This is a genomic window from Leptospirales bacterium (assembly GCA_019694655.1).
Lineage (GTDB): Bacteria > Spirochaetota > Leptospiria > Leptospirales > Leptonemataceae > SSF53.
This window is the reverse complement of the sequence record JAIBBN010000003.1, coordinates 295,803-318,564: the sequence shown is the minus strand read 5'-3', so window position 1 is coordinate 318,564 and position 22,762 is coordinate 295,803. Positions and strand designations below refer to the sequence as shown.

Sequence of the window (22,762 nt, the reverse complement as noted above, 5' to 3'; positions counted from 1 at the left end):
CAATCAAGTCTCGCCCAGCAGCGCGGCGACGGTGCGCAGCGTCTTGATCCTGGCAAAACGCTTATCGTTTGCTTCAATCAGATTCCAGCGGGCGTGGGGTGCATCGGTGCGCGCCAGCATCTCTTCGATCGCCTCTTTGTACTGCGGCCACTTGTCGCGGTTACGCCAGTCCTCGTCGGTGATCTTCCAGCTCTTCAAGGGGCTTTCGGCGCGCGACTGAAAGCGACGCATCTGCTCGTCCTGTCCGATTTCCAGCCAGAACTTTCCAACGCGCATCCCGGCGTTGGCCCAGGAGCGCTCCAGATCGTTGATCTCGCGATAGGCCCGTCGCCATTCCTCTTCCTTTGCAAATCCCTCGACGCGCTCCACCAGCACGCGCCCGTACCAGCTGCGATCAAAGATAACCAGGCGGCCGCTTTCCGGAAGTCGCGCACAGAATCGCCAGAGATAGTGGCGCGCGCGCTCATGCGGTTCAGGCGCCGCCGTAGTGATCACCGAATAGTGTTCCGGCGCCAGTCCGGCAGTCAGGCGGCGAATGACGCCGCCCTTGCCGGCCGCATCTTTGCCCTCGAACACAAGAATCGCGTAGCGCTTCTTACGAATCAAACGCGCCACAAGCTTCTGCAGCTCCGCGCGCAAATCACGCAGCTGATTCTCGTAGGAGTCTGGCGAAAGCGCAAGGCTCAGATCCAGCGCATCCAGCCGGCCGTTCATCCCTCTTCTCCTGCAACCAGCTTACGACTGAACTCGCGCATACGCCGCATGGCCTCGTCAAAATCCGCCGTTGCCTGACGCGAATCGATTTTCAGGCGCTCCTCCATACGGCGCACCAGATAGTCCAGGATCGAATAAGATACGGCCCGATCGTTTACGCCCGGCGGTTCATACCAGGGCGCTTCATAGGTGTTGGCAGCCAGTAAGAGCGGGCGCAACGCTGCCTGATAGCGCGCCAGATCGCCCATTTCTTTTTTCCAGCTCCGGCGCAGTTCTCTTTTTAACTCGCCTTCCAGCTTGAGATCTTTCAACTCGCTGCGAACCGTTTCTCCGCGCGGCGTGCAGAAGATCTTAATCGTGGCAACGCCATTGTGCGCCAAACTTCTTTCGAAGTCCTGGATTTCTTCGCAAAGCGACTGCAGCCGCTGATCGGAGGGCGGCCTGGACGACATCGTCCAGAGCGCCAGCTTGTGGTAGTAGGCGCCATGCAGAATCAAGAGGTCGCCCGCCGCCGGCAGCTCCTGCCAGTACTCTTGTAAGAATGGACGACGTCGCGTGGGCAAGGGCGCCGCCTTGATGTTCAGGCAGCGAAAGCGGCGCGGATCCAGAATCTGGGTGAGTCGCGTGAGCGCCCCGTAGATCGCCCCCAGGCCGGCCCCCTCGAAAACCAGGACGGTGGCAAGCTTCTGATCCGTGGCTTCGCGAAAAAGCAATGCCGCCCGGTCGCGCAGGTCCAGTTCGCCGGCTTTGTCCTCAGCGCCCATCAGCGTGGCCCGCCTTGCGCTTCTTGTGTCTCTGTCCCATCATCGTAGCGGGCGGCATTGCGTTCATCGGCGTCCGCATTCGAAGCGGATGACGGAGCTGCCATACTTTCGAAGCGACCGTTGTCATCCGCCCGCCCTGACTCGAAGTTTGGATCGGCGCCGCCAGATGATTCGCCGGATTCATACTCATCGGGCCGGCTGGATTCTTCCAGTTCTGGGTCCTCATCGAGCGCCGCTGCGGCCGAACGTTCGCCGCGTCCTCGGCCGCGACCGCGGCGACCGCGCCCATCGCGGCTATCCCGGCCGTCGCGACTGTCCCGGCCGTCGCGCGATCGATCCCGCGGCCGATCGCCGCCGCCTTCCGGGCGAACGCGTTGCGAGCGGCGGCCTGGAAAGAGAGTGACCAGCTTGTGGCTTTCCGGCGGACGCATGCGCGGGCCAATTTCCCAGAACATCGATTTCTGAATGCTCTCCTCATCTCCGGCCGCAAGGGCATAGATCTTAAAAAGCATAAACGATTCGTAGAAGAATATCTTATCGCGAAAGAGCTCCGGATTGAAGCGACGACGACGGCCGCCGCGACCGGCATCTTTTTGCCAGAACCGAGGCTGGCTCATGAAGATTTGCAACAGCCGATCCTGGTCTTTGCCTGCAATTTGCAGGCGTTTGCACAGCGGCTGAATGCCCGCTTTGACATAGTCGATGATGTTGCCGCGCACCGCATTGTGAAAAACGTCCTTCACCAGATCGGCCATCAACAGCGCCAGGTAGAGCGTCGTCGTCAGGTCCTCTCGCTCGGTGAGCATACGGTCGGCGACGTGCAGACGATCGCCGATGCTGGAATCAACAAAAGGCCGCCCGCGCGATAGATCGGAGGCGGCCCATGCCTCAGGCATCAGCGTCTTCAACAGGCCGGTGTCGGCGAAGGCCCCGAAAATTTGCGTCGCCTTTCCAGTGCGAAAGATCTTGTTGTACTCTTCCAACAGGCGCGCCGTGCTGGCCTTCAAAATTTCACTGCGGTTACGCTTGATGGACTTCTGCAGCGATTGCGTCATGTCAAAGCCAAGCAGCGCGCAAAATTTAGCCGCGCGCAGCATGCGCACCGGATCTTCTTTAAAGGAGATGTCGGCATCGCCTATGACTTCGATGTGGCCTTCTTTGATATCTTCGTAGCCGCCTACGTAATCAATGATGCTCTCGTTGCGCGGATCAAAGAATAGAGCGTTGATGGAAAAGTCGCGGCGCGCTGCATCTTCGCGAGGCGAACCAAACTGATTGTCCCGTTTCAGCATGTAGTCGTCAGGCTCTTCTGACTCGAAGCGATGCTGCGGCAGGCTACGAAACGTGGACACCTCTATGATTTTTCCGCCTTGAAAGACGACATGAACAATCTTGAAGCGGCGGCCAATGGAACGACTGTTGGTAAATGCTTTGCGAACCTGCGCCGGCGTCGCTGAGGTAACTACATCAAAATCCTTGGGCCGTCGGCCCAGGATCATATCGCGCACACAGCCGCCTACCAGATAGGAGCGATAGCCGTGTCGATTCAGTCGATTGATGACCTTGAGAGCGTCCTGATCCATTTGCTCCCGACGGAGTTCATGGAATTCCCGGTATATCCGCTTTCCTTCTGGATAACGCAGAATGTCTTCAACGTCGGCGGGGCGGGATCGAAAAAAGCGGAGGATCTTGCGAAGCATTTTGTCTGCAGACGAGACGGTCCGCGCCGCAAGGGCAGGAAGCAAGCGAAAAACCCCGTACTATTTTGCCTTGTCAGGAGCCGCCGGCGGGTCCAGATGCACAGGTGAGGCTGAGCGAAAGGCTACGTTTCCGCACGCAACTGCTGCGCCGTCGGCTGGGGGAGCGCCGCCGCCGCGGCTGGAACGGCGTCTCCATCCTGATTCTGCGCGGCGAATCGGCCGAGGCCCCGCTGACGCTGCGCATCAACTACTACGCCTTAGCCTTCGCCGGGGCCCTGGCGCTGGTAGCGCCGGCGGCGGCCATTGCAACCATCGTCGAACGCCGCGTGGCCCAATCGGAGCGCATTCGGGTGGCTGAATCGCGACGCTCCTTGCTCAATCTGATGAGCAGTTTGACGCGCGAAAAAGAGCGAATGATTGAGCGCGCCGGCGAACAGAGCGCCGAAATCCGCGGGATTTCCTACGCCGAGACTGATGAGGGCGAGGCGGTCAATTTCCCGCGCCCCAGCGCCCCCGACGACGGCGCCCCGGCGGCGGACCGCCTGAGCTATGACCTGGCCATTTCACGGCGCATGAACCTGCTGGCGGGGGTCACGCTTCGCGATCAGGCCTACAGTGCGCTGGAACTGGTCTGGCACCGCATGACTCTACACCACATCATGCCCCGCGGACGTCCGCTGCCGGCGGGCGCCGGTTCCATTACTTCGGAATTTGGCTCGCGGCCCAATCCATTCCAGAAAAGCGAAAGCGGTCCGCGCGAAGCGCATTCCGGCGTGGACTTTGCTTCCGCCGCCGGCACTCCCATTGCGGCTACCGCGCCGGGCATTGTCATTCGCTCTATCGAGGAAGGCGGCGGCTATGGCAAACACATCCGCATCCACCACGGACTTGGCTATACCACTCTCTATGCGCATTGCAATGAACTGTTTGTCAAGCAAGGCGAATACGTTCGACGCGGTCAGATCATCGCCACCCTCGGTCGCACTGGCCGTACGACGGGCAACCATGTGCACTACGAAGTGGAACTTGGCGCCGATCCACAAATCGATCCGATGGAATATATCCAGTTGCGCTGAACCGGGCGCCGCAACGGCGCGCCTGTAAGGGACTCGATCGATGAGGCAGGCTACGGTACTTGGCAGTGGCAATGCGTTTAACTCCGGTGGACGCGCCCATGCCGCCTACTTGCTGGATAGTTCGGGCGGCGAACGTCTGCTCCTTGATTGCGGCGCCACAACACAGTTGCGTCTGCAGCAGATGAATGTCGATAGCCTGAGCATCGATGCCATAGCTCTGACCCATTTCCATGGCGATCATTTTGGCGGCCTGCCCTTTCTGCTGCTGGACATGGATATCCTCCGCCAGCGACAGGCGCCGCTGACCATTCTGGGACCGCAAGGCGTGCAGGCGGCGGTACAGAGCCTCTTGCAAGTATGCTACCCCGGTTACTGGCCGGGCTTCGATCTGCGCTTCGTTGAAACAGTCAGCGGCGAAGAAAGACAGATTGGCGAGTTCTTCATCCTGGCGCTGCGTATGGATCACCAGCCGGAAAGTCTCGGTTATCGCATCACCGGACCGGCCGGGCGCAGCGTAGCCTTTTCGGGGGACGCACGCTTGAATGAAAGCCTGCAGCAATTGGTGCGCGATGTCGACCTGGCGCTGGTCGAGCTTACTATGGAAACGCAAACTACTCCCCCGGTGGCGCACATCGCCCTCGATGAAATCCTGGGCCAGCGCTTCCCGCTCTCCTGCCGCCGCCTGGTCTATACGCATATCCACGACACGCTGGCCGAAGCCGTGGTCCGCCTGGGCCTGGGCGAGGCGGCCAGCGACGGCGCCCGCTATAGCCTGGAATAAAGCGGCGCCGGGCCGCGCGCTATTTATCCGCGAGATGCGCCATCGCCTCATCCAGATTCAGAATCACATTAAAGTACTCGACGTAGCCCAGCGTAGTAATGTAGTTTAAAATGGAACTGGGAATCTGAGCGCTTACCAGGCGAATGCCCTGAGCGCGCAGATTGCGAACGATTTCTACAAGCGCGTTAAAGCCGACGTTGTTGATGTAGTCCACATTCTTGAAAATCAAAATGGCCTTCTTGCGCAAGACATTCTTGGCCAGTAAGTTGCCAATGTCTTCAATCAGACGTTGCTTGATGCGCTCATCCAGCGCTCGGTGAAAGGTCAAAAGCGAAACCGACTCGCCCGATCCGCCAAGCTCGTGGTAGAGCGCCTTCATTACCCGCGTGCCGTCCAATGCCCGCACTTCGCGCAGTCGTTCGATTGCGGCGCCAATTGCCTTTACCAGCGCCTCGGGATCCACCGGCTTGGGAATGAAATCAAAGGCCTCTTCATGGAGCGCCTGAACCGCAATACGCACATCAGACTCGCCGCTGACCATCAAGACTGGAATCAGTTTGTCGCGCGCTTTGACTTCGCGCAAAAGATCAATGCCATTCTTGCGCGGCATGTTGTAGTCCGTGATCACGGCATCCGGCGCTTCATGCTCGAATAGTTCGAGAGCGTCATCGACGCTGGTGGCGGCGGAAACCTGAAAGCCCTTGCGATTCAAGTAGACGCTGAGTTCGCCGCAGACCACAGGCTCGTCATCCACCAGCAGGATTTTTGGCTTAGACATTATAGTTTCCCTCATTTCAAACTGCGCGCTCGCGTCGCCACAGGGAAGGTTCGCCGCGCAGCGCACGATCTGCGGCCGAAAGCAAGCCCTTCAAATGGAGCGGCTTTTCCAGATAATCGTAGGCGCTGTCTTTCAGCGCTTGCGCCCAGACCTCCAGATCGGCATTGCCGCTCATCATGATAACCGGAAGGTCCGGCTTCAGCCTGTGGATTTGCTGCAACAGCTCCAGACCGGTCATACGCGGCATGGCATAGTCGGTCAAAACTAGCCGCGGCGGATTCTGCTGGATGACCTGCAGAGCCTCGCGACCACCGCGGACGGCGCTGCAATGAAGACCCTTGGTTTCCAAATAGAGCGCAAGCTCCTCGGTTACTTCGACTTCGTCGTCGACCAGCAAAATGTCGAGAACATCAGAATCTTTCACGAGAATACTCCTGCCCGACCAGCTTCGCGGGCCGCCAGCGCTGGCAGCGAGATCCGAAAGACGGTCCAGTGATCATCGCTTTCCACCGTCAATTCGCCGCCATGCGATTGGATCAAGTTAAAACTAATTGAGAGCCCCAGCCCCGTGCCCTTGCCCGCCTCTTTAGTGGTAAAGAATGGTTCAAAGATTCGCGGCAAAACCGAAGCCGGAATGGCCGGGCCGTTGTTGGCTACCGAGGTAATTATGCGCTCGCCAGACGTCTCCGATTTCAGAATCAGTCTTGGCTCTGTTTCCGAGTCGCTGCGCAGCTCCAGAGCGTGCAGAGCGTTTACAATCAGATTGATGTAGACCTGTTCAAAGTTGATTGCGTCAGCCAGAACAAGCGGCAATCCATCGGAAAGCTGCAAATCCACTTCGACGCCGGCGTTCTTCAGCTTCTGCTCCAGAAACTCCAGCGCGCTCCGAATCGGCTGGTTGGGATCGATGTTGACCCGCGATTGACCGCTTTTGCGGCCAAAGGTACGCATGTGCGATACAAAGCGGCTCATGCGATCGACCATATCCTGAATTCGATCCAATCGAGCGGCGATGAATTCGCGGTCCAGATCCTCGGCCGCCAGAGCATCGCGCACCATGGTGCTGGAAATCCGAATCGCATTCAAAGGTTGATTGAGCTCGTGGGCCACGCCGGTTGCCATTTCTCCGAGCGTCGCCAGCTTGGCCGACTGGTTCAGCTGCAGCGTCAGTTCCATGCGCTCCGTAACATCTTGAATTGTACCGGCCAGGCGCTGCCGACCGCCATCTTCTGAAACAACAACGCCGCGCATTTGCAGCCATTGATCGGGACGGTTCTCACGCACTACCCGGCATTCAAGAATGAAGGGAACAAGATGGTTGACCAATTCACGATACGCGCTCTCTACTTGCTCTCGACCCTCGGCATCCAGCAGCTCTAACAGTCCGTCGATGCCGCAGGCGCTATCGGCCGTTTGCAGCCCAAGCAGTTGCAGCGCCTCGGCCGTCCAGATGTGCCGGTCATCGGTCGAATCGATTTCCCAGCCGCTGATCCGCGCCAGTTCTTGCGTTTCATGCAGCTGGCGATCGCGTTCACGAAGCGCACGTTCCGCTGCGCGCCGATCGGAGATGTCACGGATGGCGCTGGCTACCAACATGGTTTCGCCGCTACGAATCGGACTCAAACTGACTTCCACTGGAAACTTGCGACCATCGCTCTTGCGACCGTAGAGTTCTACCGCCGCAGCGGCCTGCCCCTCTGCGTTTTGTGAAAAGTGGATCAAGAGCCGCTGGCGGTAGGCTTCGCGTTCTTCGTCGGGCAGCAGCATATCCATTGGCTGCCCCAGAAGCTCCTCGCGGCGGCAGCCAAAGAGTCTTTCAGCCTGCGAATTGACGATCTCGATCACGCCGCGCTGATCTACAATGACCATTGCGTCCGGCGCGGATTCCAGCAGGTCGCGAAAGAGGCGCTCTTGTTTTTGATTTTCGCGTTCGGCCTGGCGCAGATCCGTGAGGTTCAAGCCAATGGCCATGCAGCCAGGGTCGCCGCCGCGCTTCAAGGGCGGAAGAGCGGTCCAGGCGATGATCCGTTCTGTACCATCTCGATGTCGTGCCGCCAGCTCTTTGCTTTGCGGCCGCGCGGCGCCAGCGTCCTCCAGTTGTACCTTCAGCCGTCCCAGCAGCGCCTCGCCGCGCATCAGGTCGCTCCAGGCCTTTCCCAGACACTCCTCCGGATGATAGCCAAGCATCGATTCGACAGCGCCATTGATAAAGAGGATATGGCCCATTGCATCAAGTTCGACGATCAACAGCGGCGAGGATTGTACCACGTGTGTCGTGAATTCCTTCTCCGCCTGCAAGGCTGTCTGAGTGGTTTCCAGAGCATGCACTTTATCGTTGAGCTGAGCGGTTCGTTCCTGTACCAGCTCTTCGAGTCGCTCGTTCATAACTTGCAATTCGTCGCTGGCGCGCGCCAGTTCGCTGTTGCGCAGCTGTGCGGCTTCGTAGGTGGAAAGCAGCAAGTCCAGAATTTGCTGTCGTTCCGCGGTAATGAAGTGTCGACGGTTGCCAAAGATCAGCTCTACGCCGAGCTGCATTTTGCCGCCCTGGCGGAGTTCCAGACTGGCCATCAATTGTCGAATCCGGGAAACCAGATATTGCACATTGTATGGCTTCGTTAAGAAATTGTCCGCGCCGCACTCCAGGGCATGAATGATGTCCTGTGTATCGTTCAAGGAAGTGAGCAGCATGACCGGCGTCTGCGACCATTCCGCTTCTGCTTTGATGCGCGAGCAGAGCTCAAATCCGGTCATGCCAGGCATGACGATGTCGGTAATGACCAGATCGGGATGAAACAAGGGCAGCGCCGTCAGAGCGGAGGGGCCATCGCCAGCCAGTTCAATCTCAAAGCCCGCAGACTCCAGAAGCGCGCGCAATGCCGCGGCCTGCGTGGAACTGTCTTCTACAATGAGGATTCGTCCGGCGACGCTGCGCTCGCGCCCTTCGAAGCCCGATGTCTGATTATGCGGCCAGACGACTCGTGCATCATTCTGAATTGAGCTCATCGAGAGCCTCCCTGAGCCGCCAGCGACGCCAGCAGCTCTCCAGTATCCGTTGGCGAGAGCAGAAATTCGGCGGCATCCATGTGCTGCGCGGCGCCTGGCATGCCGTGGAGAATGCAAGACTCTTCTGATTGGGCGATGGACAATCCGCCAGCGCGCCGGATATCCAGCAATTCTGCGGCGCCATCTTCGCCCATTCCGGAAAGCAAAACGCCGCCGCTCGCAGCGCCAAAGGTCGTGGCCAGACCTCGAAAGAGGTAAGAGACGGAGGGACGAGCGTGGTGCTCGGGCGCGGCTTGAGAAAGCTCAATGCTCTGGTCCGCATGAAAGCCGATGTGCCAGTTCTCTGGCGGGAAATAGACGACGCCGACATCCAGGCGCTCTTTGTCTTTTGCCTCGCGCACCTCAAGGCGCGTTGCGGAAGCAAGCCAGTCGATCAAACCTTGCTGGAAGCCAGCGGATATATGTTGGACCACAACAATTGAATAGGCTGCTTCGGCCGGAATCGCGCCCAGAATCGTGCGCAGCGGCATAGGAGCTCCAGTTGAACCGCCGATGCCCAGGACGCGAATACGATGCGAAGAGCGGTGCGGCGTCGTTGCGCCGGCTGCAAGCGCTGGCCGGCGCCGAACGACCGGAACTTCGCTCAGCAATCTGGCCAGGCGTCGAATCTCGCCGGCCGATGACTGAAATGTTGGATCGCCCGGCCCCTGGGGGCGCTGTAGAAAAGCCAGTGCGCCGGCCTCCAGAGCGCCAAGGCCGTGGCGGGCGTCCTTTGCGGTAGTGGTGGCGCTGACCATCAAGATTGGCGTAGGACGCTCTTGCATCAGGCGACGCGTCGTCTCGCGACCATCCATCTCTGGCATATGCAGATCCATAGTCACCAGATCTGGCTGTATCCTTTCAATGGCAGCCAGCGCCTCGGCGCCGCTGGCCGCCGCGCCCGCAACCTCGAAGTCAGGATCGCTGGAAAATATTAGCTCCAGCAAGGCGCGCGCCGTCGCCGAATCATCGACAATCATAACTTTAGTCTTTCGATTCATACGCTGACCACATTGCGAATTGCGCCCAGCAGTTCGGCCTGGTCGAAGCTGAGCTTGGAAACATAGGCATTGGCGCCGGCCTGCATTCCGCGGCGGCGATCTTCCGGCGAGGCCCTGGAAGTTACCAGGATTACCGGAATTTTATCCCATTCTGGTCTCCGACGAATGTACTCTGTCAGCAAAATGCCGTCCATTTCCGGCATCTCCACATCCGAAACTACCAGCTCGAATTGCTCCGCCTCCAGCGCCGCCGTCGCCTCGCGTCCATTGACAGCGGCAGTGACCTGATAGCCCGCATCCTCCAGGATGCCCAGCAGCAGAGCCCGCGAGGTTACGGAATCTTCTACCAGCAGAATGCGAGCGGCCGCCCGCGAGGCTGCGGCGCGCGCGGCGCAGGGGCGCATGGCGGCGTCCGCAATTAGTTGAGGAATATGCAGGACCGGGGCCAGTGTTCCATCGCCACAATCGGCGACGCCGCTGATACAATGAACATCTGGCGCCAGACTGCCAAGGCCGTGTAGCAATATCTCGCGTTCGTCAAGCAGCGCATCAACAAGTAAAGCGGCCATGCTTCCATGACTGCTCACGATCACGGCAATGTGCCCATCAGACTCGGCCGCCGACGCCACGCCAAGCGCTGCGCCAAGCTCGCAGGCCGGAATTGCGGCCCCCTGCCAGAGCAAACTGGCGCCCTGGCCAGCATCCGCCAACTGCGTGCGGTCCAGCTTCTGAACACGAAGGACGGCGGTGGCCGGAATGCAAAATCGCTCCAGTCCCACGCCCACCACGATAGCGCGGAAGGCGGACATCCGCGACGGCAGTCGCAGCACGAACTCCGCTCCTTTGCCTGGCTGTGAGTGAATCTGGATGTTGCCGCCGAGCCGATCAACAGCGTCGCGAACGATGGACATGCCCACGCCGCGCCCCGAAACCTCATCGACATTCTGACGCGTACTGAGACCAGGATGAAAGATCAAGTTGAAAGACCGCGCTTCATCAAGCAGCTCCGCCTCCGACTGCTCGATGATTCCCATGGCGACGGCTCGTCGTCGCAAAGCTGGAGCGTCCAGCCCGCGACCATCATCAGCTACGGAGATCAACAGCCGCGCACCCGGTTCGAGCGCCAGCCGCAGAGCGATTTGCAGGGCCTCGCCTTTTCCGGCGGCCAGGCGTTCGGCCAGCGTTTCTACGCCATGAGCAATAGCATTGCGCAGGAGGTGCAACAGCGGAGTTCGCATTTCCTCGAGGATCATGCGGTCTGCTTCGATGTCGCCGCCAGCGACGCTGACCTGCACCTTACATCCTTGCTCCCGCGCCAGGCTCTCGATGCTCAAACGCAATAGCTCCAGCCAATCGTGGGCGGGAAGCACCAGCAGCGCTCTGGCGCTCTCGCGAAAGGCAGCGCCGTGCGATCGCATCCCTTTGCTCAATTCGACCAGCTGCCGATCGATGAGGCGTAACAACTGTCGCGCCTGCAACTGCCATGGAAGCGCCTGCCCAACGGACGGAGTCGCCGCCAGCGCAGCATGCTCTCGCACCTCCACGGCGGCTGCCGCCTTTGTTTCCACCCTCCGCAACAATTGGCGCAATTCTTCCAGCGAAGTGCGCGGGCTGGCCATGGCCTCGCCGCCCACGATCCACTCATCCGCTCGTCGCAGCAGATTGTGCACCCGTTCCACAGGGATGCGCATGGCCGACTCCAGCGCAGGCGCGATGACCGGCGGCCCAGGATTCGCAGCTGGCGCGATGGAACGCTCTGGTTCAGCAGCAGGACGATCGCCTGATTCGCCGCTTCCGACAACATCCAGACGACGCAGCAACTGTGCATACGCGCCGCTATCGATTGCTTCCCCCTTGGTTGCGCGAAGCAGCGCGTCCTTGATGGCCTGACATCCTTCCAGCGCAAGCTCGGCCGCTTCCGGGGTGCAACTACGCTCCTCGTTGCGATACAACGAAAGCTGCGATTCCAATCCCTGGCAGATTCGTTCTATGGCGCGAACTCCGGCGGAGCGCGCCGCTCCCTTGATGCTGTGCGCTTCGAGATAGGCCGACTGCAGCGCGGCGCGAGCCAGCGGATTCTGGCGCAACTCGAACAAAGCCGATTCCAGGCGAGCGACGCGCTCCTGCGCCTCCTCCTGGAAGATCAGCGACAAGCGCTGTTGTAGTTCTTCCAGGTTGCTCATGACCCGGCCACAACCCTGAATCGACCGAGGCTTTGCCGCAGACGCAGCGACAAATCCTGCAAGCCCCTGGCTGATTTCTCGGCGCTGGCGGCGCCCGAGGCCTGCTGCGCTGCGGCAACGCGAATGCTATCCATGGCGATCGCAACCTGACCGACAGCGATCGATTGCTGCTGACTGGCCGCGGCAATCTGCAGCGCGGCGTCCGCCGAAAGTGCAAAGCTATCGGTCAAATCGCGTATCGCCTGACCGGCGGAACGCGTCTGAACCATTCCGGCCTCGGCGGCTTTAGCGCTCTGCTCGGTGGCCATTACCGCGCTGCTGATCGATTGTTGAATTTCGGACAGGATCGTCCGAACCTGCGCAGCGGCGCTTTTTGACTCGCTGGCAAGCGACTTGACTTCGCCGGCGACTACCGAAAATCCAAGGCCGTGTTCGCCGGCGCGCGATGCTTCTATCGCAGCATTTACGGCAAGCAGGTTGGACTGCTCTGCAAGATCATTGACGACGGCCATGATCTCGCCAATGGCCCGACTACGTTCGGAGAGCTGAACAATGGTCTCGGCCATCGATCGCATTTGTTCTTGCAAATGACCCATTCCGGCGATGCTTTTCTCCACAGCCTCGCGACCGGCGGCGGCGACGCCCGCCGAAGACTGGGCTCGCTCCGACACGGCGACTGCTTTTTCGCTGGAAAGTTGCGCCGTCTTCCTGACCTCTTCGACGGTTGCTGTGGTCTGAGTAATTGCCGTCGCCGATTGCGCCGAAGAGGCGGCAAGATCAGCAGCCCCTGAAAAGATTCCATCCGAAGCCTGCGCCATACTGTCGGCGGCTGCCGTGGTTTCCGCCGAGTAATGGCGCAAACTATCAGCCATCGACTTCAGCGCAGCAAGCAGGTCGCCAAACTCATCGCGTCGCTCGTCCAGGCGGATGTCCGCACTCAAATCCCCGGAGGCAATTTTTCGGGAAAGAACGACCGCCGTGTTGAGCGGCTGCAGCAAGGTTGACGACGCAAACAATGTAAGGCCGATGGAAGCGGCCAATCCGAGACCCATGATCAAGCTAACATAGGCAATGACGTCCGAAGCCAGCGCACGAGATTCTTCCAGTCGCGCGCTCATCACCCCTTGCATCGTTTCGGTTAACACAGAGCAGCGCTCTGTAATTCGATTGTTCTGACGAAATAGTTCGCCATGAATCAAGCGCTCAGCCGCCGTATAGTTTCCGCTTCGAAGCAAAGGAAAAAGCTTCACTTCATAGTCTTGATCCAGTTCAGTCCAAGCTTGCACCAGTCTTTGAACATCATCCCGCCATTCCCGACTTTGGCGATCAGCAAGCAGTCGCAGCTGGGTTCTCGCAGCTTTTCTGCTTTCCGCGATCGCCACTAGAGTCTCAGACTCCCCCCGACGATCAACTTCTGCACCGGACAACTGATGAACGTCGGCGCGAATTCGATTCTGCTCAGTCCTGAAGCGTTGAAGAGCAACCGTTTCATCCGAGAGTCGCTTGTCTCGCGCCTCTACGTCGATTAAGCGCTGGATGTTCCAGAGCGAAAGGCCGCCGACCAGCGCCAACGGCAGGGTCTGGGCCGCAAGCAAAGCCAGAAACTTGGTGCGAATTTTCCAATGTGAATAGTGCATTTAGTTTTTCTCCTGGGCAGCCGCCAGCTGAAGCAGTTCGGCGGCATCGAGAATGATCCGACCATCGGATAGCATGCCCGACACGGCCGACGAATGCTGCAGGGCGGATTCGGCTGTCACACGAACCATGTCGACGCTGGACACTGTGGCGACGTTGACGTCGCTTTCGATTTCAATGCAGGCTGAGCGATTCGATAGCGCCAGCCGCAGGGCGAGAAAACGCGAGGGAAGAGGCGCTGCGGATGCAGTGCGCCCGAGAAATGCGGCAAGGTCGATCACATAGAGCGTCTCACCGCCGACGCGAACCAGGCCGCGCAACCGCGCCGGCGTATTTGGCAGTCGTATCGCTCGATTCACATAAGCAACGCCGGCCGCCGCCAGAGCGTCGACGGCAAAGCGCTGTCCACAGCTGCTGAATTGCAGCAAGACTTGATTCGACTCAGAACTGGAAGAACTTTGCCTGGGACGGGCCAGTAGCGCGGCGCGCTCCCTTAGGACATTCGCCTCGCGCAGCTCGTCTACTTGCTGCGCCGGCTTAGCCTCATTTGCAATCAAGCTCATGATGCTCCGCCCGGCATGCGGCGCGAAGCGGTCGCCTGGCGGGCGCCATCATGCATTGGATCGAGATAGAGAGCGGCGCGAAATGCAGCCAGAGCCTCGCGCTTTCGATGCAAAAGAGTAAGCAATAGTCCGCGCACGTAGTGCAGTTCGGCAAGTTCGGGTTCTTCGATCAGGCGCTCGTCTACTATGGCTATAGCAACTTCGGGCGAATCCTCTCGCAGCATCGCCTCCAGCTGTTTCATCCAGCTGGCCTGTTGCTGCTCCGTCGCGCTGAAATCCGCAACTGAACCAAAGGCAGCGGCCATTGGCGGCGAGGCCGGAACTTCCCATTGGCGCGAGCTGGCAAATGCCGGCGCCGGAGCAAGGCGCGCGGCGGCCAGCTGGAAAACGGGCAAAGTGCGATGGGCGCGCTCGAGGCCATCGATTCCCTCCAGCAGCGACGCTTCGGCGACGCCAACAATCAGCAGCCCGTTTTCAGCAAGCAAAGCGCGTAGCGCCGCGACCGTGCGTCGCATCGCTTCCGGCTGAAAGTACATCAGAACATGACGGCAAAAAATAGCATCGAAGGGCGCTCCGCGAACCGCCTGCTGCTGCAGGCGATTGAGATTCGCTACTTGAAATTGAACAGCGCTGGCAATTGCAGGTTCGATTGTGATATGACCATCGCGCGATCGACTGAAGTATTGAAAGAACCAGTCTGGTACGCCGCGCATCGACCAATCGCGAAAACTTGCCCTGCGCGCCCGGGCAATGGAATCTGCATTGATATCGCTGCCAAGGATCCGCGGGCGGCCGGAGCTGTCGCGGCGGCCGGCGACGCGGTTGCAGGCAATGGCGATGGAGTAGGCCTCTTCTCCTGTAGAGCAGCCGGCCGACCAGAAACGCGGGGATCTTCCTTCGCGTTCTGCTTGATCGAGGATCTTCGGCAGCAGACTGGACTCGAATAAGGCCCAGGTCTCTGGTTCGCGCCAGAAATAGGTTTCGCCGACTGTAGCATGAGGGACCAGCTGCTCAAGCAGCGGCTGCAATCCGCCCGCCGCGGACAGTCCAACGCTAGTTGGAAGATCCGGGCTTTGTTCGGTCGCCATTGGCAGCGCTAAAATGGCGGCCTGTAAGCGATCCTGACGCGAGCCTCGAAGGTCGAGGCCTAACTCATTCTCGATTTTTCTTAGCAGCTGCTCCATCAGATGCCGCTCCCCGCTGCAATGGGCATCATACGCAAGGCGTCGGGCAGCGTCAGACGCTCTGGCGTCATCAGCAGCAGGGTTCCATCTTCCGCGGCGACAACGGCGCCGTGCAGTTCGCCCTCGATCTGAAAATCGGAAAGCAGACGCACCGAGGCTTCTGGAATTGCGACAATGGCGTCGATGCCAGTAACCCGAAAGCCAAAACGCCGCCCTTCGGCCTGAACAAGCACAAAGCTGTCGCTGGCGCGCAGACGATGACGGCCAGCGCCCAGCATAAAGAGTAAATCGAATACAGGGATGATCTCGCCGCCAAGATTCAGCAGGCCCAGCAGATGCTCAGGTGCATCGGGCGACTGCTGCAGGGCGGCGGCGGCAACCACGCGCACGATCTGCGGCAAACGAAAGGCTACGCGCTGCTCACCCGCATAACAGACCAGGGCCAGGCAATTTCGATTCTCGGCGGCCAAAGCATGCGTCCTTTTGGACTGAGCGATCGCAAACTCGCGGTTACAGGGAGTTCGCAGTATCGCCCATCCCCTTATTCACAACCCAATATTGGACGACGCAAACGCAATTTTTGCATTATTCTTGTTTTTTATTTCATCAAAAAATTAATCACATCTACAATTTCGGGAAAACCGCCAGGACGCGGTACGGATACAGATTGACTGCGCTCGGTAGACGCCGGCAGCCTAGCGCAGCTTCAGACCATGCACTTCGATGCTGACCAGCAGCGGGCGCTTGCGCGGCTGGCCGTTGCCGGCGGCTGGCGTGACCGCGCGCCGCGAGGGAAAGCAAAGCCCATCCTGGGTCTGGTGTTCCAGAATGCAATGCGCTGCCGAAGCCAGAGGGCTGACCACCTCGGCGACATAATTGTGCTGCTGCAAGAGACCGCTCTTCGTATCGAAAAAGAAGCGCTGCCGGCGGCTGTGGGTGGGAATCGAATCCGGAAACTCGGCGTCCAGAATGCCCGGCGCGCTTTCCGCCCATGAAATACTTGAGTTTAGCAAAAGATTTGGAAACGTTAAATAATTCCAGAAGGCATAGCCCGCGAAATAGGCCAGATCGAGATCGTCCCAGTAGAGCAGCCGACGGCCATAGGGGAAGAAGCGGCGCGCATCCTTTCTGGAGTCCACGGTTTCGCCGCTGGCATCTTCCAGGCGAACGTCGCCGCCGGATAGCACGCCGCTGAGCTGCTCTTTGCGGTCGATAGGACGCAGCCATACTTCCGGACGCTGCACCGACAGCAGCAGGCGGGCGTGCCGGAAAACCGGACGCCGCTTCAGCAAAAACAGCAGTCCGCCGGTACTGACTTCGGCCTCCAGGAATTTTGCCTGGCGCCACATTTTTTCGCCGCCGTAGGCCTGGAGAGCGCGCTCCGCCGTGGGACTTAGCTTACCAGTTTTTCCTGCCATGAGCGCCCACAGGCCCGGCGGGCGGCCTTTCCTTCAGCCTTTATTTCCGGCCCCGACCGCTTCGGGTTTGGAAATATTCGCCTGATCGGCGTCCTCTTCCGAGGCTTCGACCGGGGCGCTTCCCGAAAGCATGGCGTCGCGCATGATATTCATGAAGGATGGTCCGCCAAGGATCGCCGCGGCTGAGGCTACAGCGCCCACCAAGGCCCCGCCAATTCCCAGCGACACACAGTCCGCGCCGGTCAGGTAGAGGCCTTTGATGTGCGACCGGGGCCCAAGCCAGCGCAGCCGATAGCGCTCCGGCGCCACCGGAATGCCGTAGATGGCCCCCTTTTCAAAATTGGCGAAATGCTCCACGGTGACCGGCGTTGAGAGCTCGGAGTAGTCGACCAGCGCCGAAAAACCGGGAAATTGTCGCTCCACCGTGGCCAGCAGCCCCTGACCGATGCGCTCTTTCATTGCCTCATATTTTTCGCCGCGGTTTTTCCAGGGCGAATCGGCAAAAGACGCAAAGGGCGCATAGTCGGCAAAGCTGATGATCTCCGCCGTATGCTTGCGCGCCTGCGGGTCTTTCATAGAAGGAAATGAGAGAAAGGCCATCCGCGGACGGCCGGCAAGCAGCTCATCCATCGAGTGGGGAACGGAATCATGATCGAAGTCGGAATAGATCCAGTGATTCTCGCCCGCAAACCCCAGGCTGCGCGGGTCGCGATTCAGACCAAGATACAGTGTCACAGCGCTCTTCGGCGAAGGCAGACTCTGCAATTGCTTCAGAAATGGGGCCGGCTCGTTCAGCAAGCGCCCGTAGGTATTTACGGCGCCGGCGTCAGAGACAATCACCGGCGCGCGGAAAATGCGCACCGTCTTGCGACTTCCGGCGCCACAGGCGACGCGCACTCCACAGGCGGCGCCATTCTCATTTTGTAAGATCTCCAGAACCTCATGATTGACGCGCAGCTCGCCGCCTGCCGCGGCGATCACCGGTTCAATGGCCGCAAGGATTGCTGAGCCGCCGCCAACCGGATACCAACCGCCTTCCAGGTAGTGGCTGGCAATTGTCGCATGAATCACAAAGGCGCTCTCGCCGGGCGGCAGACCGTAGTCGCCCCACTGGGAGGCCAGAAGCGCCCGCAATCGCCGGTCCTTGAAATTGCGCTGCAGGTACTGACCGGTTGTTTGCAAGGCCAGGCCCGATCGTAAAGTCGAATACCAGCCAACCAGCCGCGCCGCAGGCGCCGGCAAGATGCGGCTCATCACATAGAGCGAGAGCCAATTAGTTGCGCGTCGCAGGTCGCGAAAATAGCGTTCGATTGCTTTTTGCTCGGCTGGAAAGGTCGCAATCAGGCGTTGCTGAAATTCGACGGCATTGGCCGGCTGCGCAAAATCCAGATCAGGATAGTGAAAGCAGTCGAAGTTGTGCGGCATTGCCTGCCAGCGCAGGGTCCCGTTGGAAATATAGTTCAGGAGCTGGTAGAGCGACGAACCGGGGCGCATGCCGCCGATGTAGTGGATGCCCACATCCCAGCTGTAGCCTTTGCGTTCGAAGGCGTGGGTAAAGCCGCCGGCGCGATAGTGTCGTTCGAGTATCAAGCAGCGCAGATTCTTGCGCCGCGCCAGAAGCGCCGCCGCCGCCAGCGAACCAATGCCCGATCCTATGAATATCGCATCCCAGCGCTCGCCGTCTATTTCTTCGACTTCAACACGTTTGTTTCTTGTTTCGTTCATTGCCTGTTCTCCACCGATCGCTAGCGTTCATCGTGGGCTGGTTGGCTGTGGCGCGCCTGCCGCCACAACCATTTGCACCAGCAGCGTCTTGATCGTTTCGATTTCTGTAAGATCGCCTCGATACACCGCACGTTTCTGTGCGCGATGATCAAAGAGCGCCAGGCTTGTACCGGAGGGGTCGGCCAGACCGCAACGCGCGCCCATCTGGCCGTCCCAGTCGGCGTAGACTGTGATGCCCTCGCGAGCCGCGGCGCTGCGCAGTCCGCTGCGCCAGAAGGGACGAAAGATCGCTGGCGTGCCGGCGGCGTTTACGACGCCCACGCGCTGGACGCGAGCCACGAGGGCCGGCGATTGCTCGGAATAGAAGCGATTGAGCTCATCCTTTGCGGCGCGATTGTGGTTTGTTCCCTCGCGCGTTTCATAGAATAGTACGGTCACTTTTCCGGCCAATTGCCGTTCCGTAAAAAGCTGCCCGTCTGGCGACTCCACCTGGAATGTACATTCGCCGCTTGCCGTCAGGTTCCCTGGCTGTCCGAAGGCCAGCGCCATCAACGCCGCGCCAGCCAGGCGACTTAAACTGTGCAATTTCATAGCCGCAGTATGGCAGAGTCGTTCCCAACGCGCAAGCTGGCGGCGGCCAACGACACCTTTGCACGGTCAACGATACTCAACCGCCGGCCAGCGACGCTTCAACGTCCGACTATGCCCATCCGGGAGCGCAGGTCGGCGGCGTATTTCCGTCCAACAGGGAGGTTGGTTTCCTCGTCATCCCGAAGATAGGCCAGATAACGGCCGCCCATGTAGTACTGCAGTCGTGCAATCCAGCTCAAGTTCAAGGCGTAGCTCTTGTGGATGCGGACAAAGCGGTCCGGAAGCGCAGTCAGCAAATCCTTGAGCGGCCTGGCGGTTACATATTGCCGCTCCGTAGTGTGTATGACCGTACGATCATCGGCGCTTGCCAGATAACAGATTGAATCCAGCGCAATGCGATGGTGGACATCGCCTTCGCGAATGGCGATGCTGTCTGCCGACGGGACGGCTTCAAAGGCGCCTGTCGCAGCGTCCGATCGAGCAGAAGCGGCCTGGCCGTCCAATCCGCCCGCGACCGGACGCAACGCCAGATTCCATTCGATCAGCGTGCTGAGCGTGGTTATGCAGAGCGAAAGAAAGGTTATAGCCGGGGCAATGACCGCAAAGGAGGGCTGAAAGCCTTTGATCGAGAGCAGAGGATAGATAAGTTCGACCAGCAAATGGCAAAGCAGCAGCGACCAGGCAATCGCCGCCAGCGCGCCGGCGCCCAGCAGCCTGGCCAGAGTCCAGCGCAGATGCAATGATGCAAGCCAGTAGCAGCTAGCGCTGGTGGCGCCGCCCACCAGCAGTGACGCGATCAGAAAAAAGACAATCAGTTCCAGCGACATCGGAATCTGAAAGACGCCGGCAAAAAAACTCAAGATCATACCGACGGCCAGCAGGATCGCAATCCACGCCAGTATCCGCTTCATCGGTGCAGTCCAGGCTAAGCTGCAAACTCGGCCAGCGCAATTCAACAGTCCTGCCAGCCAGAAGGATCATTTTGATCTTGTAATCTCGCCGGCGGCCGTTGCGTTAGGACTATGAAATGGATCGAACTTGTGCTGCGTATTATTGCCGGCCTGATGCTGCTGGTTGTCGGGGCTGATAAGCTATCCCCCTTCTTGACGCATCCCCAATCGGCCGCCGGCGCAGTTGCCTTCAAAGGCGCAATGGCTGCAACCGGCTACTTTTTGCCCTTTGTCGGCATTTGTGAGATGATCATCGGGGCCCTGCTACTTTCCGGGCAGTACCTGCGTCTGGCGGCGCTGATGCTGGCGCCGCTGGTGCTGAATTTTCTGATGTATCACATCATGCTGGACCCGGCCAATCTTCCTGGCGCGCTGTTTCTGTTTGTGACGGGAGCGGTCATTGCGTGGCGGCGTCGCGAAGCCTTTGCGGCCATGCTGCAGCGCAGCTAGGACAGTTGCTTCCTTTGCTGAAAAAGGACCAACCTTCGGCGCGGGCCGCCGTCCAAACGAAATGTCCTTCAGCCTTCCGCAAGCGACGGCCGGCGCTCTGCTGCTCTGTGCAGCAAGCGGCGCCTGCCTGTTCTGGCAGCGCGGCTATACGCTGCGCAATCCAGACGCCAGGCCCTGGCAATCGCCGGCTCAACGCACACAGGTGATGCTGCAGCTGGCGCGCTTTGTGGCCCCCGCCGGCCAGGGCGAGCCAGAACTGGATGCCTGCCTGCAGCAATTGAACCAGGCAGACGCTTCGACGACCAGTGTTCGGCAGCTTCAGACAGAAAGCGTGAGCGAAGGCATCGATCCCTGTCGCCAGGTATTTCGAAACTGTGGCAACTGTCACATGGGCCACGGCGACTTCCGGCTGACGGATGAAGGCCGACATTTCAGGGACAGCGGCGAAGTCCTGCATCGCCAGCTTTAGGCAGCGACAACTACCCGACCAGGAATTTCGCTCAGCGGCCGTAACGCGGCGCCCGAAATACATCGGAAACTGCCGCCGCGTAAACGGGGGCTATGCGCAACACGCCGGCATGGCTGAGGTGGTGCGGGTCCAGGAAGTACTGCTCCGGCAGCTCGTCGACCAGACGCAAAAAGCGAACGTGGGCCGGATAGCGGCCATCGAGCAGCGACTGTAGATAGCTGCTGTAGCCGCGGCGCCATTGCGAATCGTAGTCGCCCTGGGCCAGCGGATTTTCGGGATTTTCAACAATGACAAAGCGAGTGGAAGGCGGCATGGCTTCCACAAAGGCTCGAAGCTTGCGCGCCTGGAAGGACTCGCTCCAGGGATACCACGCCGTATAGTAGCGCGACAGTCGTAGCGAGTTCAGCTGATGAAAGGCAACGCGCTCTGCGCTGCGCCAGTCGTCCGGTTCGATGCGTCCATAGTAATCAGCGGCGTACTGCGCCCTGTCCATTGCCTGCAAACGATAATCCTCCCAGGCCGGGCGTCGCACCATGAAATCGTCGACTCGCGCCTGAAGAAGCCCCAGATTCCCAGGCAGACGCAGGCCGCGTCCATCTGCCAGTCCGGCGACGGCGCGACCCTCTGCATCCAGGGAGTGACTCAATTGAAAAAAGTAACCCTCGCCCTCGGCCAGCGGCGGCAGGCTGTAGTCGTTCCAGCCAACACGATCCAGCCTGAGCTCGGCCAGCGGTCGCGCCGCCAGTGGCTGCTGACAATGCAAGGGCTGACTCTGCTGCTCAATGTAGCGCCGGGCCAGAGTTGCATACTCTCGCAAAGCAATTGGCCGCGACGGTCCGCCCTGCTCCCAGAACTCGCCCTGCAGTTGCTGCAGCGGCAGATCGCCCGCCGCTGGCTGTTGTCGAGCAGCGAAGATACGCAAAGCGGCGCGACCGGCAAGGCCCGCCGGCGTTTCCAGCGTGGCAACACGCTCCGGAAAAAAGGAAGGCGGCGCCTCAAAGCAGGCGCGTGTAAATCCATCGCGCCAGATTGGGTGCGACAGAGCGGCGCCCTGGTAGTAAAGATATCGTCGTAACGGTTCGCTATTATCGCGCCAGTAGCGCCAGGGCTCATACCATTCGTTGCGAAAGCGCGCTGAAAAAAGTGCGCTGCGTCCCAGCAGACTCAACCGCTGATCCTTATTTGGCAGCGGCGAATGCAGGGCCAGACCGCCCGGATAGAAGATGGCCCCCGGTCGACGCAGGTTCAAATAGCTTTCAGCGGAAAAATCGGAATAGTCGGGCGATGCCTCCCAGGGCGGAGCGTAGCGCTCCAGATCCAGGTCCGCCGGTCCGGTGATCAATAGAATTAGATCTGGCGCCAGCGCCGCAATGCGACTGGAATAGTAATAGAGATCAGCGGGCAGCATCGAAGCATGCTGTAGGGTGAAGACATGCGGCTCGATGACGCCATCGCCGGCCAGCAAAGCTTCCAGCAACCGCTCGTTCACCGAGTATTTGGAAATACTCGATCCGGGTACAAGGACCAGCGTCGCCTGCGGGTTTGCTGCACGGAAGGCCTCGATCCGGCGAAATTGTCGCTCAAAATTGTACCAGGGATAGCTGTCCCATCCGCTGTGGTTGGCGGGTTGAAAAATCAGCCAGCCAAAGAGCAGTCGATCGAGAACAAAAAACGCCGCAAGCAGAGCCAGTGCAACGGCGGCAAAGCGGCGACGCATAGGCGACCAGCAGCGCCTGCG

At 59.7% G+C, this 22,762-nt stretch carries 21 protein-coding genes; 4 read left to right on the top strand and 17 right to left on the bottom strand.

What is annotated here, in order from left to right:
* Window positions 1-3 precede the first annotated feature (3 nt).
* From K1X75_07280 to pcnB, 3 genes are read right to left on the bottom strand one after another with little or no spacing between them, the layout of a single operon-like run.
* The gene (locus K1X75_07280) at window positions 4-714 is read right to left on the bottom strand and encodes a UDP-galactose-lipid carrier transferase (protein MBX7057852.1); all 711 of its coding nucleotides are present in this window, start codon (window positions 712-714) and stop codon (window positions 4-6) included.
* Window positions 711-1,478, bottom strand: a complete 768-nt coding sequence (locus tag K1X75_07275; protein MBX7057851.1) for a hypothetical protein — start codon at window positions 1,476-1,478, stop codon at window positions 711-713. The genes K1X75_07280 and K1X75_07275 overlap by 4 nt, the downstream gene beginning before the upstream one ends.
* On the bottom strand, window positions 1,478-3,178 hold the full coding sequence (pcnB, locus tag K1X75_07270; protein ID MBX7057850.1) for a polynucleotide adenylyltransferase PcnB: 1,701 nt from the start codon (window positions 3,176-3,178) through the stop codon (window positions 1,478-1,480). The genes K1X75_07275 and pcnB overlap by 1 nt, the downstream gene beginning before the upstream one ends.
* Before the next feature lie 104 nt (window positions 3,179-3,282).
* On the opposite strand from pcnB, the gene K1X75_07265 reads away from it, so the two are divergent.
* Together K1X75_07265 and K1X75_07260 are read left to right on the top strand one after the other, a co-directional pair.
* A complete protein-coding gene (locus tag K1X75_07265) occupies window positions 3,283-4,254 on the top strand; it encodes a M23 family metallopeptidase (protein ID MBX7057849.1) in 972 nt (323 codons plus the stop codon).
* A gap of 40 nt (window positions 4,255-4,294) precedes the next feature.
* Window positions 4,295-5,035, top strand: coding sequence for an MBL fold metallo-hydrolase (locus tag K1X75_07260; protein MBX7057848.1), 741 nt, complete (start codon window positions 4,295-4,297; stop codon window positions 5,033-5,035).
* A 19-nt stretch (window positions 5,036-5,054) separates the two neighbouring features.
* Here the strand turns inward: K1X75_07260 and K1X75_07255 are convergent, their stop codons facing one another.
* The 13 genes from K1X75_07255 to K1X75_07195 all read right to left on the bottom strand — a co-directional run bounded on the left by K1X75_07255 (window position 5,055) and on the right by K1X75_07195 (window position 20,066).
* Window positions 5,055-5,813 (bottom strand): response regulator, encoded by a 759-nt coding sequence (locus K1X75_07255; GenBank protein ID MBX7057847.1) that lies wholly within the window; start codon window positions 5,811-5,813, stop codon window positions 5,055-5,057.
* Window positions 5,814-5,829: 16 nt separating this feature from the next.
* Window positions 5,830-6,237 carry a response regulator gene (locus K1X75_07250; protein MBX7057846.1) on the bottom strand — a complete coding sequence of 136 codons (408 nt, stop codon included), beginning with the start codon at window positions 6,235-6,237 and terminating at the stop codon, window positions 5,830-5,832.
* On the bottom strand, window positions 6,234-8,816 hold the full coding sequence (locus tag K1X75_07245) for a PAS domain S-box protein (protein MBX7057845.1): 2,583 nt from the start codon (window positions 8,814-8,816) through the stop codon (window positions 6,234-6,236). Before K1X75_07245 ends, K1X75_07250 begins: the two co-directional genes overlap by 4 nt.
* Window positions 8,813-9,856: a response regulator gene (locus K1X75_07240; protein MBX7057844.1), complete on the bottom strand. Its 1,044-nt coding sequence runs from the start codon at window positions 9,854-9,856 to the stop codon at window positions 8,813-8,815. The genes K1X75_07245 and K1X75_07240 overlap by 4 nt, the downstream gene beginning before the upstream one ends.
* Window positions 9,853-12,039, bottom strand: a complete 2,187-nt coding sequence (locus K1X75_07235; GenBank protein MBX7057843.1) for a response regulator — start codon at window positions 12,037-12,039, stop codon at window positions 9,853-9,855. Before K1X75_07235 ends, K1X75_07240 begins: the two co-directional genes overlap by 4 nt.
* Window positions 12,036-13,676 carry a methyl-accepting chemotaxis protein gene (locus K1X75_07230; protein MBX7057842.1) on the bottom strand — a complete coding sequence of 547 codons (1,641 nt, stop codon included), beginning with the start codon at window positions 13,674-13,676 and terminating at the stop codon, window positions 12,036-12,038. Before K1X75_07230 ends, K1X75_07235 begins: the two co-directional genes overlap by 4 nt.
* Window positions 13,677-14,237, bottom strand: a complete 561-nt coding sequence (locus tag K1X75_07225; protein ID MBX7057841.1) for a chemotaxis protein CheW — start codon at window positions 14,235-14,237, stop codon at window positions 13,677-13,679. It lies immediately after the preceding gene.
* Window positions 14,234-15,421: a hypothetical protein gene (locus K1X75_07220; GenBank protein ID MBX7057840.1), complete on the bottom strand. Its 1,188-nt coding sequence runs from the start codon at window positions 15,419-15,421 to the stop codon at window positions 14,234-14,236. The genes K1X75_07225 and K1X75_07220 overlap by 4 nt, the downstream gene beginning before the upstream one ends.
* Complete coding sequence (locus tag K1X75_07215; protein ID MBX7057839.1) at window positions 15,421-15,891, bottom strand: chemotaxis protein CheW; 471 nt, start codon at window positions 15,889-15,891, stop codon at window positions 15,421-15,423. Before K1X75_07215 ends, K1X75_07220 begins: the two co-directional genes overlap by 1 nt.
* A 225-nt stretch (window positions 15,892-16,116) precedes the next feature.
* Window positions 16,117-16,839: a hypothetical protein gene (locus tag K1X75_07210; protein MBX7057838.1), complete on the bottom strand. Its 723-nt coding sequence runs from the start codon at window positions 16,837-16,839 to the stop codon at window positions 16,117-16,119.
* A 33-nt stretch (window positions 16,840-16,872) separates the two neighbouring features.
* Complete coding sequence (locus K1X75_07205; protein MBX7057837.1) at window positions 16,873-18,564, bottom strand: NAD(P)/FAD-dependent oxidoreductase; 1,692 nt, start codon at window positions 18,562-18,564, stop codon at window positions 16,873-16,875.
* 27 nt (window positions 18,565-18,591) lie between these two features.
* A complete protein-coding gene (locus K1X75_07200; protein MBX7057836.1) occupies window positions 18,592-19,155 on the bottom strand; it encodes a hypothetical protein in 564 nt (187 codons plus the stop codon).
* Window positions 19,156-19,253: 98 nt separating this feature from the next.
* Entirely contained in the window at window positions 19,254-20,066 is an 813-nt protein-coding gene (locus tag K1X75_07195) for a LytTR family transcriptional regulator DNA-binding domain-containing protein (protein ID MBX7057835.1), read from the bottom strand.
* A gap of 111 nt (window positions 20,067-20,177) precedes the next feature.
* On the opposite strand from K1X75_07195, the gene K1X75_07190 reads away from it, so the two are divergent.
* Both K1X75_07190 and K1X75_07185 read left to right on the top strand, forming a co-directional pair.
* Window positions 20,178-20,555 (top strand): DoxX family membrane protein, encoded by a 378-nt coding sequence (locus K1X75_07190; GenBank protein ID MBX7057834.1) that lies wholly within the window; start codon window positions 20,178-20,180, stop codon window positions 20,553-20,555.
* A 61-nt stretch (window positions 20,556-20,616) separates the two neighbouring features.
* Complete coding sequence (locus K1X75_07185; GenBank protein ID MBX7057833.1) at window positions 20,617-21,024, top strand: hypothetical protein; 408 nt, start codon at window positions 20,617-20,619, stop codon at window positions 21,022-21,024.
* A gap of 31 nt (window positions 21,025-21,055) precedes the next feature.
* On the opposite strand, the gene K1X75_07180 is transcribed toward K1X75_07185, so the two are convergent.
* A complete protein-coding gene (locus K1X75_07180) occupies window positions 21,056-22,741 on the bottom strand; it encodes a hypothetical protein (protein MBX7057832.1) in 1,686 nt (561 codons plus the stop codon).
* Window positions 22,742-22,762: the final 21 nt, after the last annotated feature.

Bases quoted from the DNA above. Each gene is read 5' to 3' on its own strand.
- K1X75_07280 (MBX7057852.1), bottom strand. From the start codon at position 714: ATGAACGGCCGGCTGGATGCGCTGGATCTGAGCCTTGCGCTTTCGCCA.
- K1X75_07275 (MBX7057851.1), bottom strand. From the start codon at position 1,478: ATGGGCGCTGAGGACAAAGCCGGCGAACTGGACCTGCGCGACCGGGCG.
- pcnB (MBX7057850.1), bottom strand. From the start codon at position 3,178: ATGCTTCGCAAGATCCTCCGCTTTTTTCGATCCCGCCCCGCCGACGTT.
- K1X75_07260 (MBX7057848.1), top strand. From the start codon at position 4,295: ATGAGGCAGGCTACGGTACTTGGCAGTGGCAATGCGTTTAACTCCGGT.
- K1X75_07255 (MBX7057847.1), bottom strand. From the start codon at position 5,813: ATGTCTAAGCCAAAAATCCTGCTGGTGGATGACGAGCCTGTGGTCTGC.
- K1X75_07245 (MBX7057845.1), bottom strand. From the start codon at position 8,816: ATGAGCTCAATTCAGAATGATGCACGAGTCGTCTGGCCGCATAATCAG.
- K1X75_07240 (MBX7057844.1), bottom strand. From the start codon at position 9,856: ATGAATCGAAAGACTAAAGTTATGATTGTCGATGATTCGGCGACGGCG.
- K1X75_07235 (MBX7057843.1), bottom strand. From the start codon at position 12,039: ATGAGCAACCTGGAAGAACTACAACAGCGCTTGTCGCTGATCTTCCAG.
- K1X75_07230 (MBX7057842.1), bottom strand. From the start codon at position 13,676: ATGCACTATTCACATTGGAAAATTCGCACCAAGTTTCTGGCTTTGCTT.
- K1X75_07225 (MBX7057841.1), bottom strand. From the start codon at position 14,237: ATGAGCTTGATTGCAAATGAGGCTAAGCCGGCGCAGCAAGTAGACGAG.
- K1X75_07220 (MBX7057840.1), bottom strand. From the start codon at position 15,421: ATGGAGCAGCTGCTAAGAAAAATCGAGAATGAGTTAGGCCTCGACCTT.
- K1X75_07210 (MBX7057838.1), bottom strand. From the start codon at position 16,839: ATGGCAGGAAAAACTGGTAAGCTAAGTCCCACGGCGGAGCGCGCTCTC.
- K1X75_07205 (MBX7057837.1), bottom strand. From the start codon at position 18,564: ATGAACGAAACAAGAAACAAACGTGTTGAAGTCGAAGAAATAGACGGC.
- K1X75_07200 (MBX7057836.1), bottom strand. From the start codon at position 19,155: ATGAAATTGCACAGTTTAAGTCGCCTGGCTGGCGCGGCGTTGATGGCG.
- K1X75_07195 (MBX7057835.1), bottom strand. From the start codon at position 20,066: ATGAAGCGGATACTGGCGTGGATTGCGATCCTGCTGGCCGTCGGTATG.
- K1X75_07190 (MBX7057834.1), top strand. From the start codon at position 20,178: ATGAAATGGATCGAACTTGTGCTGCGTATTATTGCCGGCCTGATGCTG.
- K1X75_07185 (MBX7057833.1), top strand. From the start codon at position 20,617: ATGTCCTTCAGCCTTCCGCAAGCGACGGCCGGCGCTCTGCTGCTCTGT.
- K1X75_07180 (MBX7057832.1), bottom strand. From the start codon at position 22,741: ATGCGTCGCCGCTTTGCCGCCGTTGCACTGGCTCTGCTTGCGGCGTTT.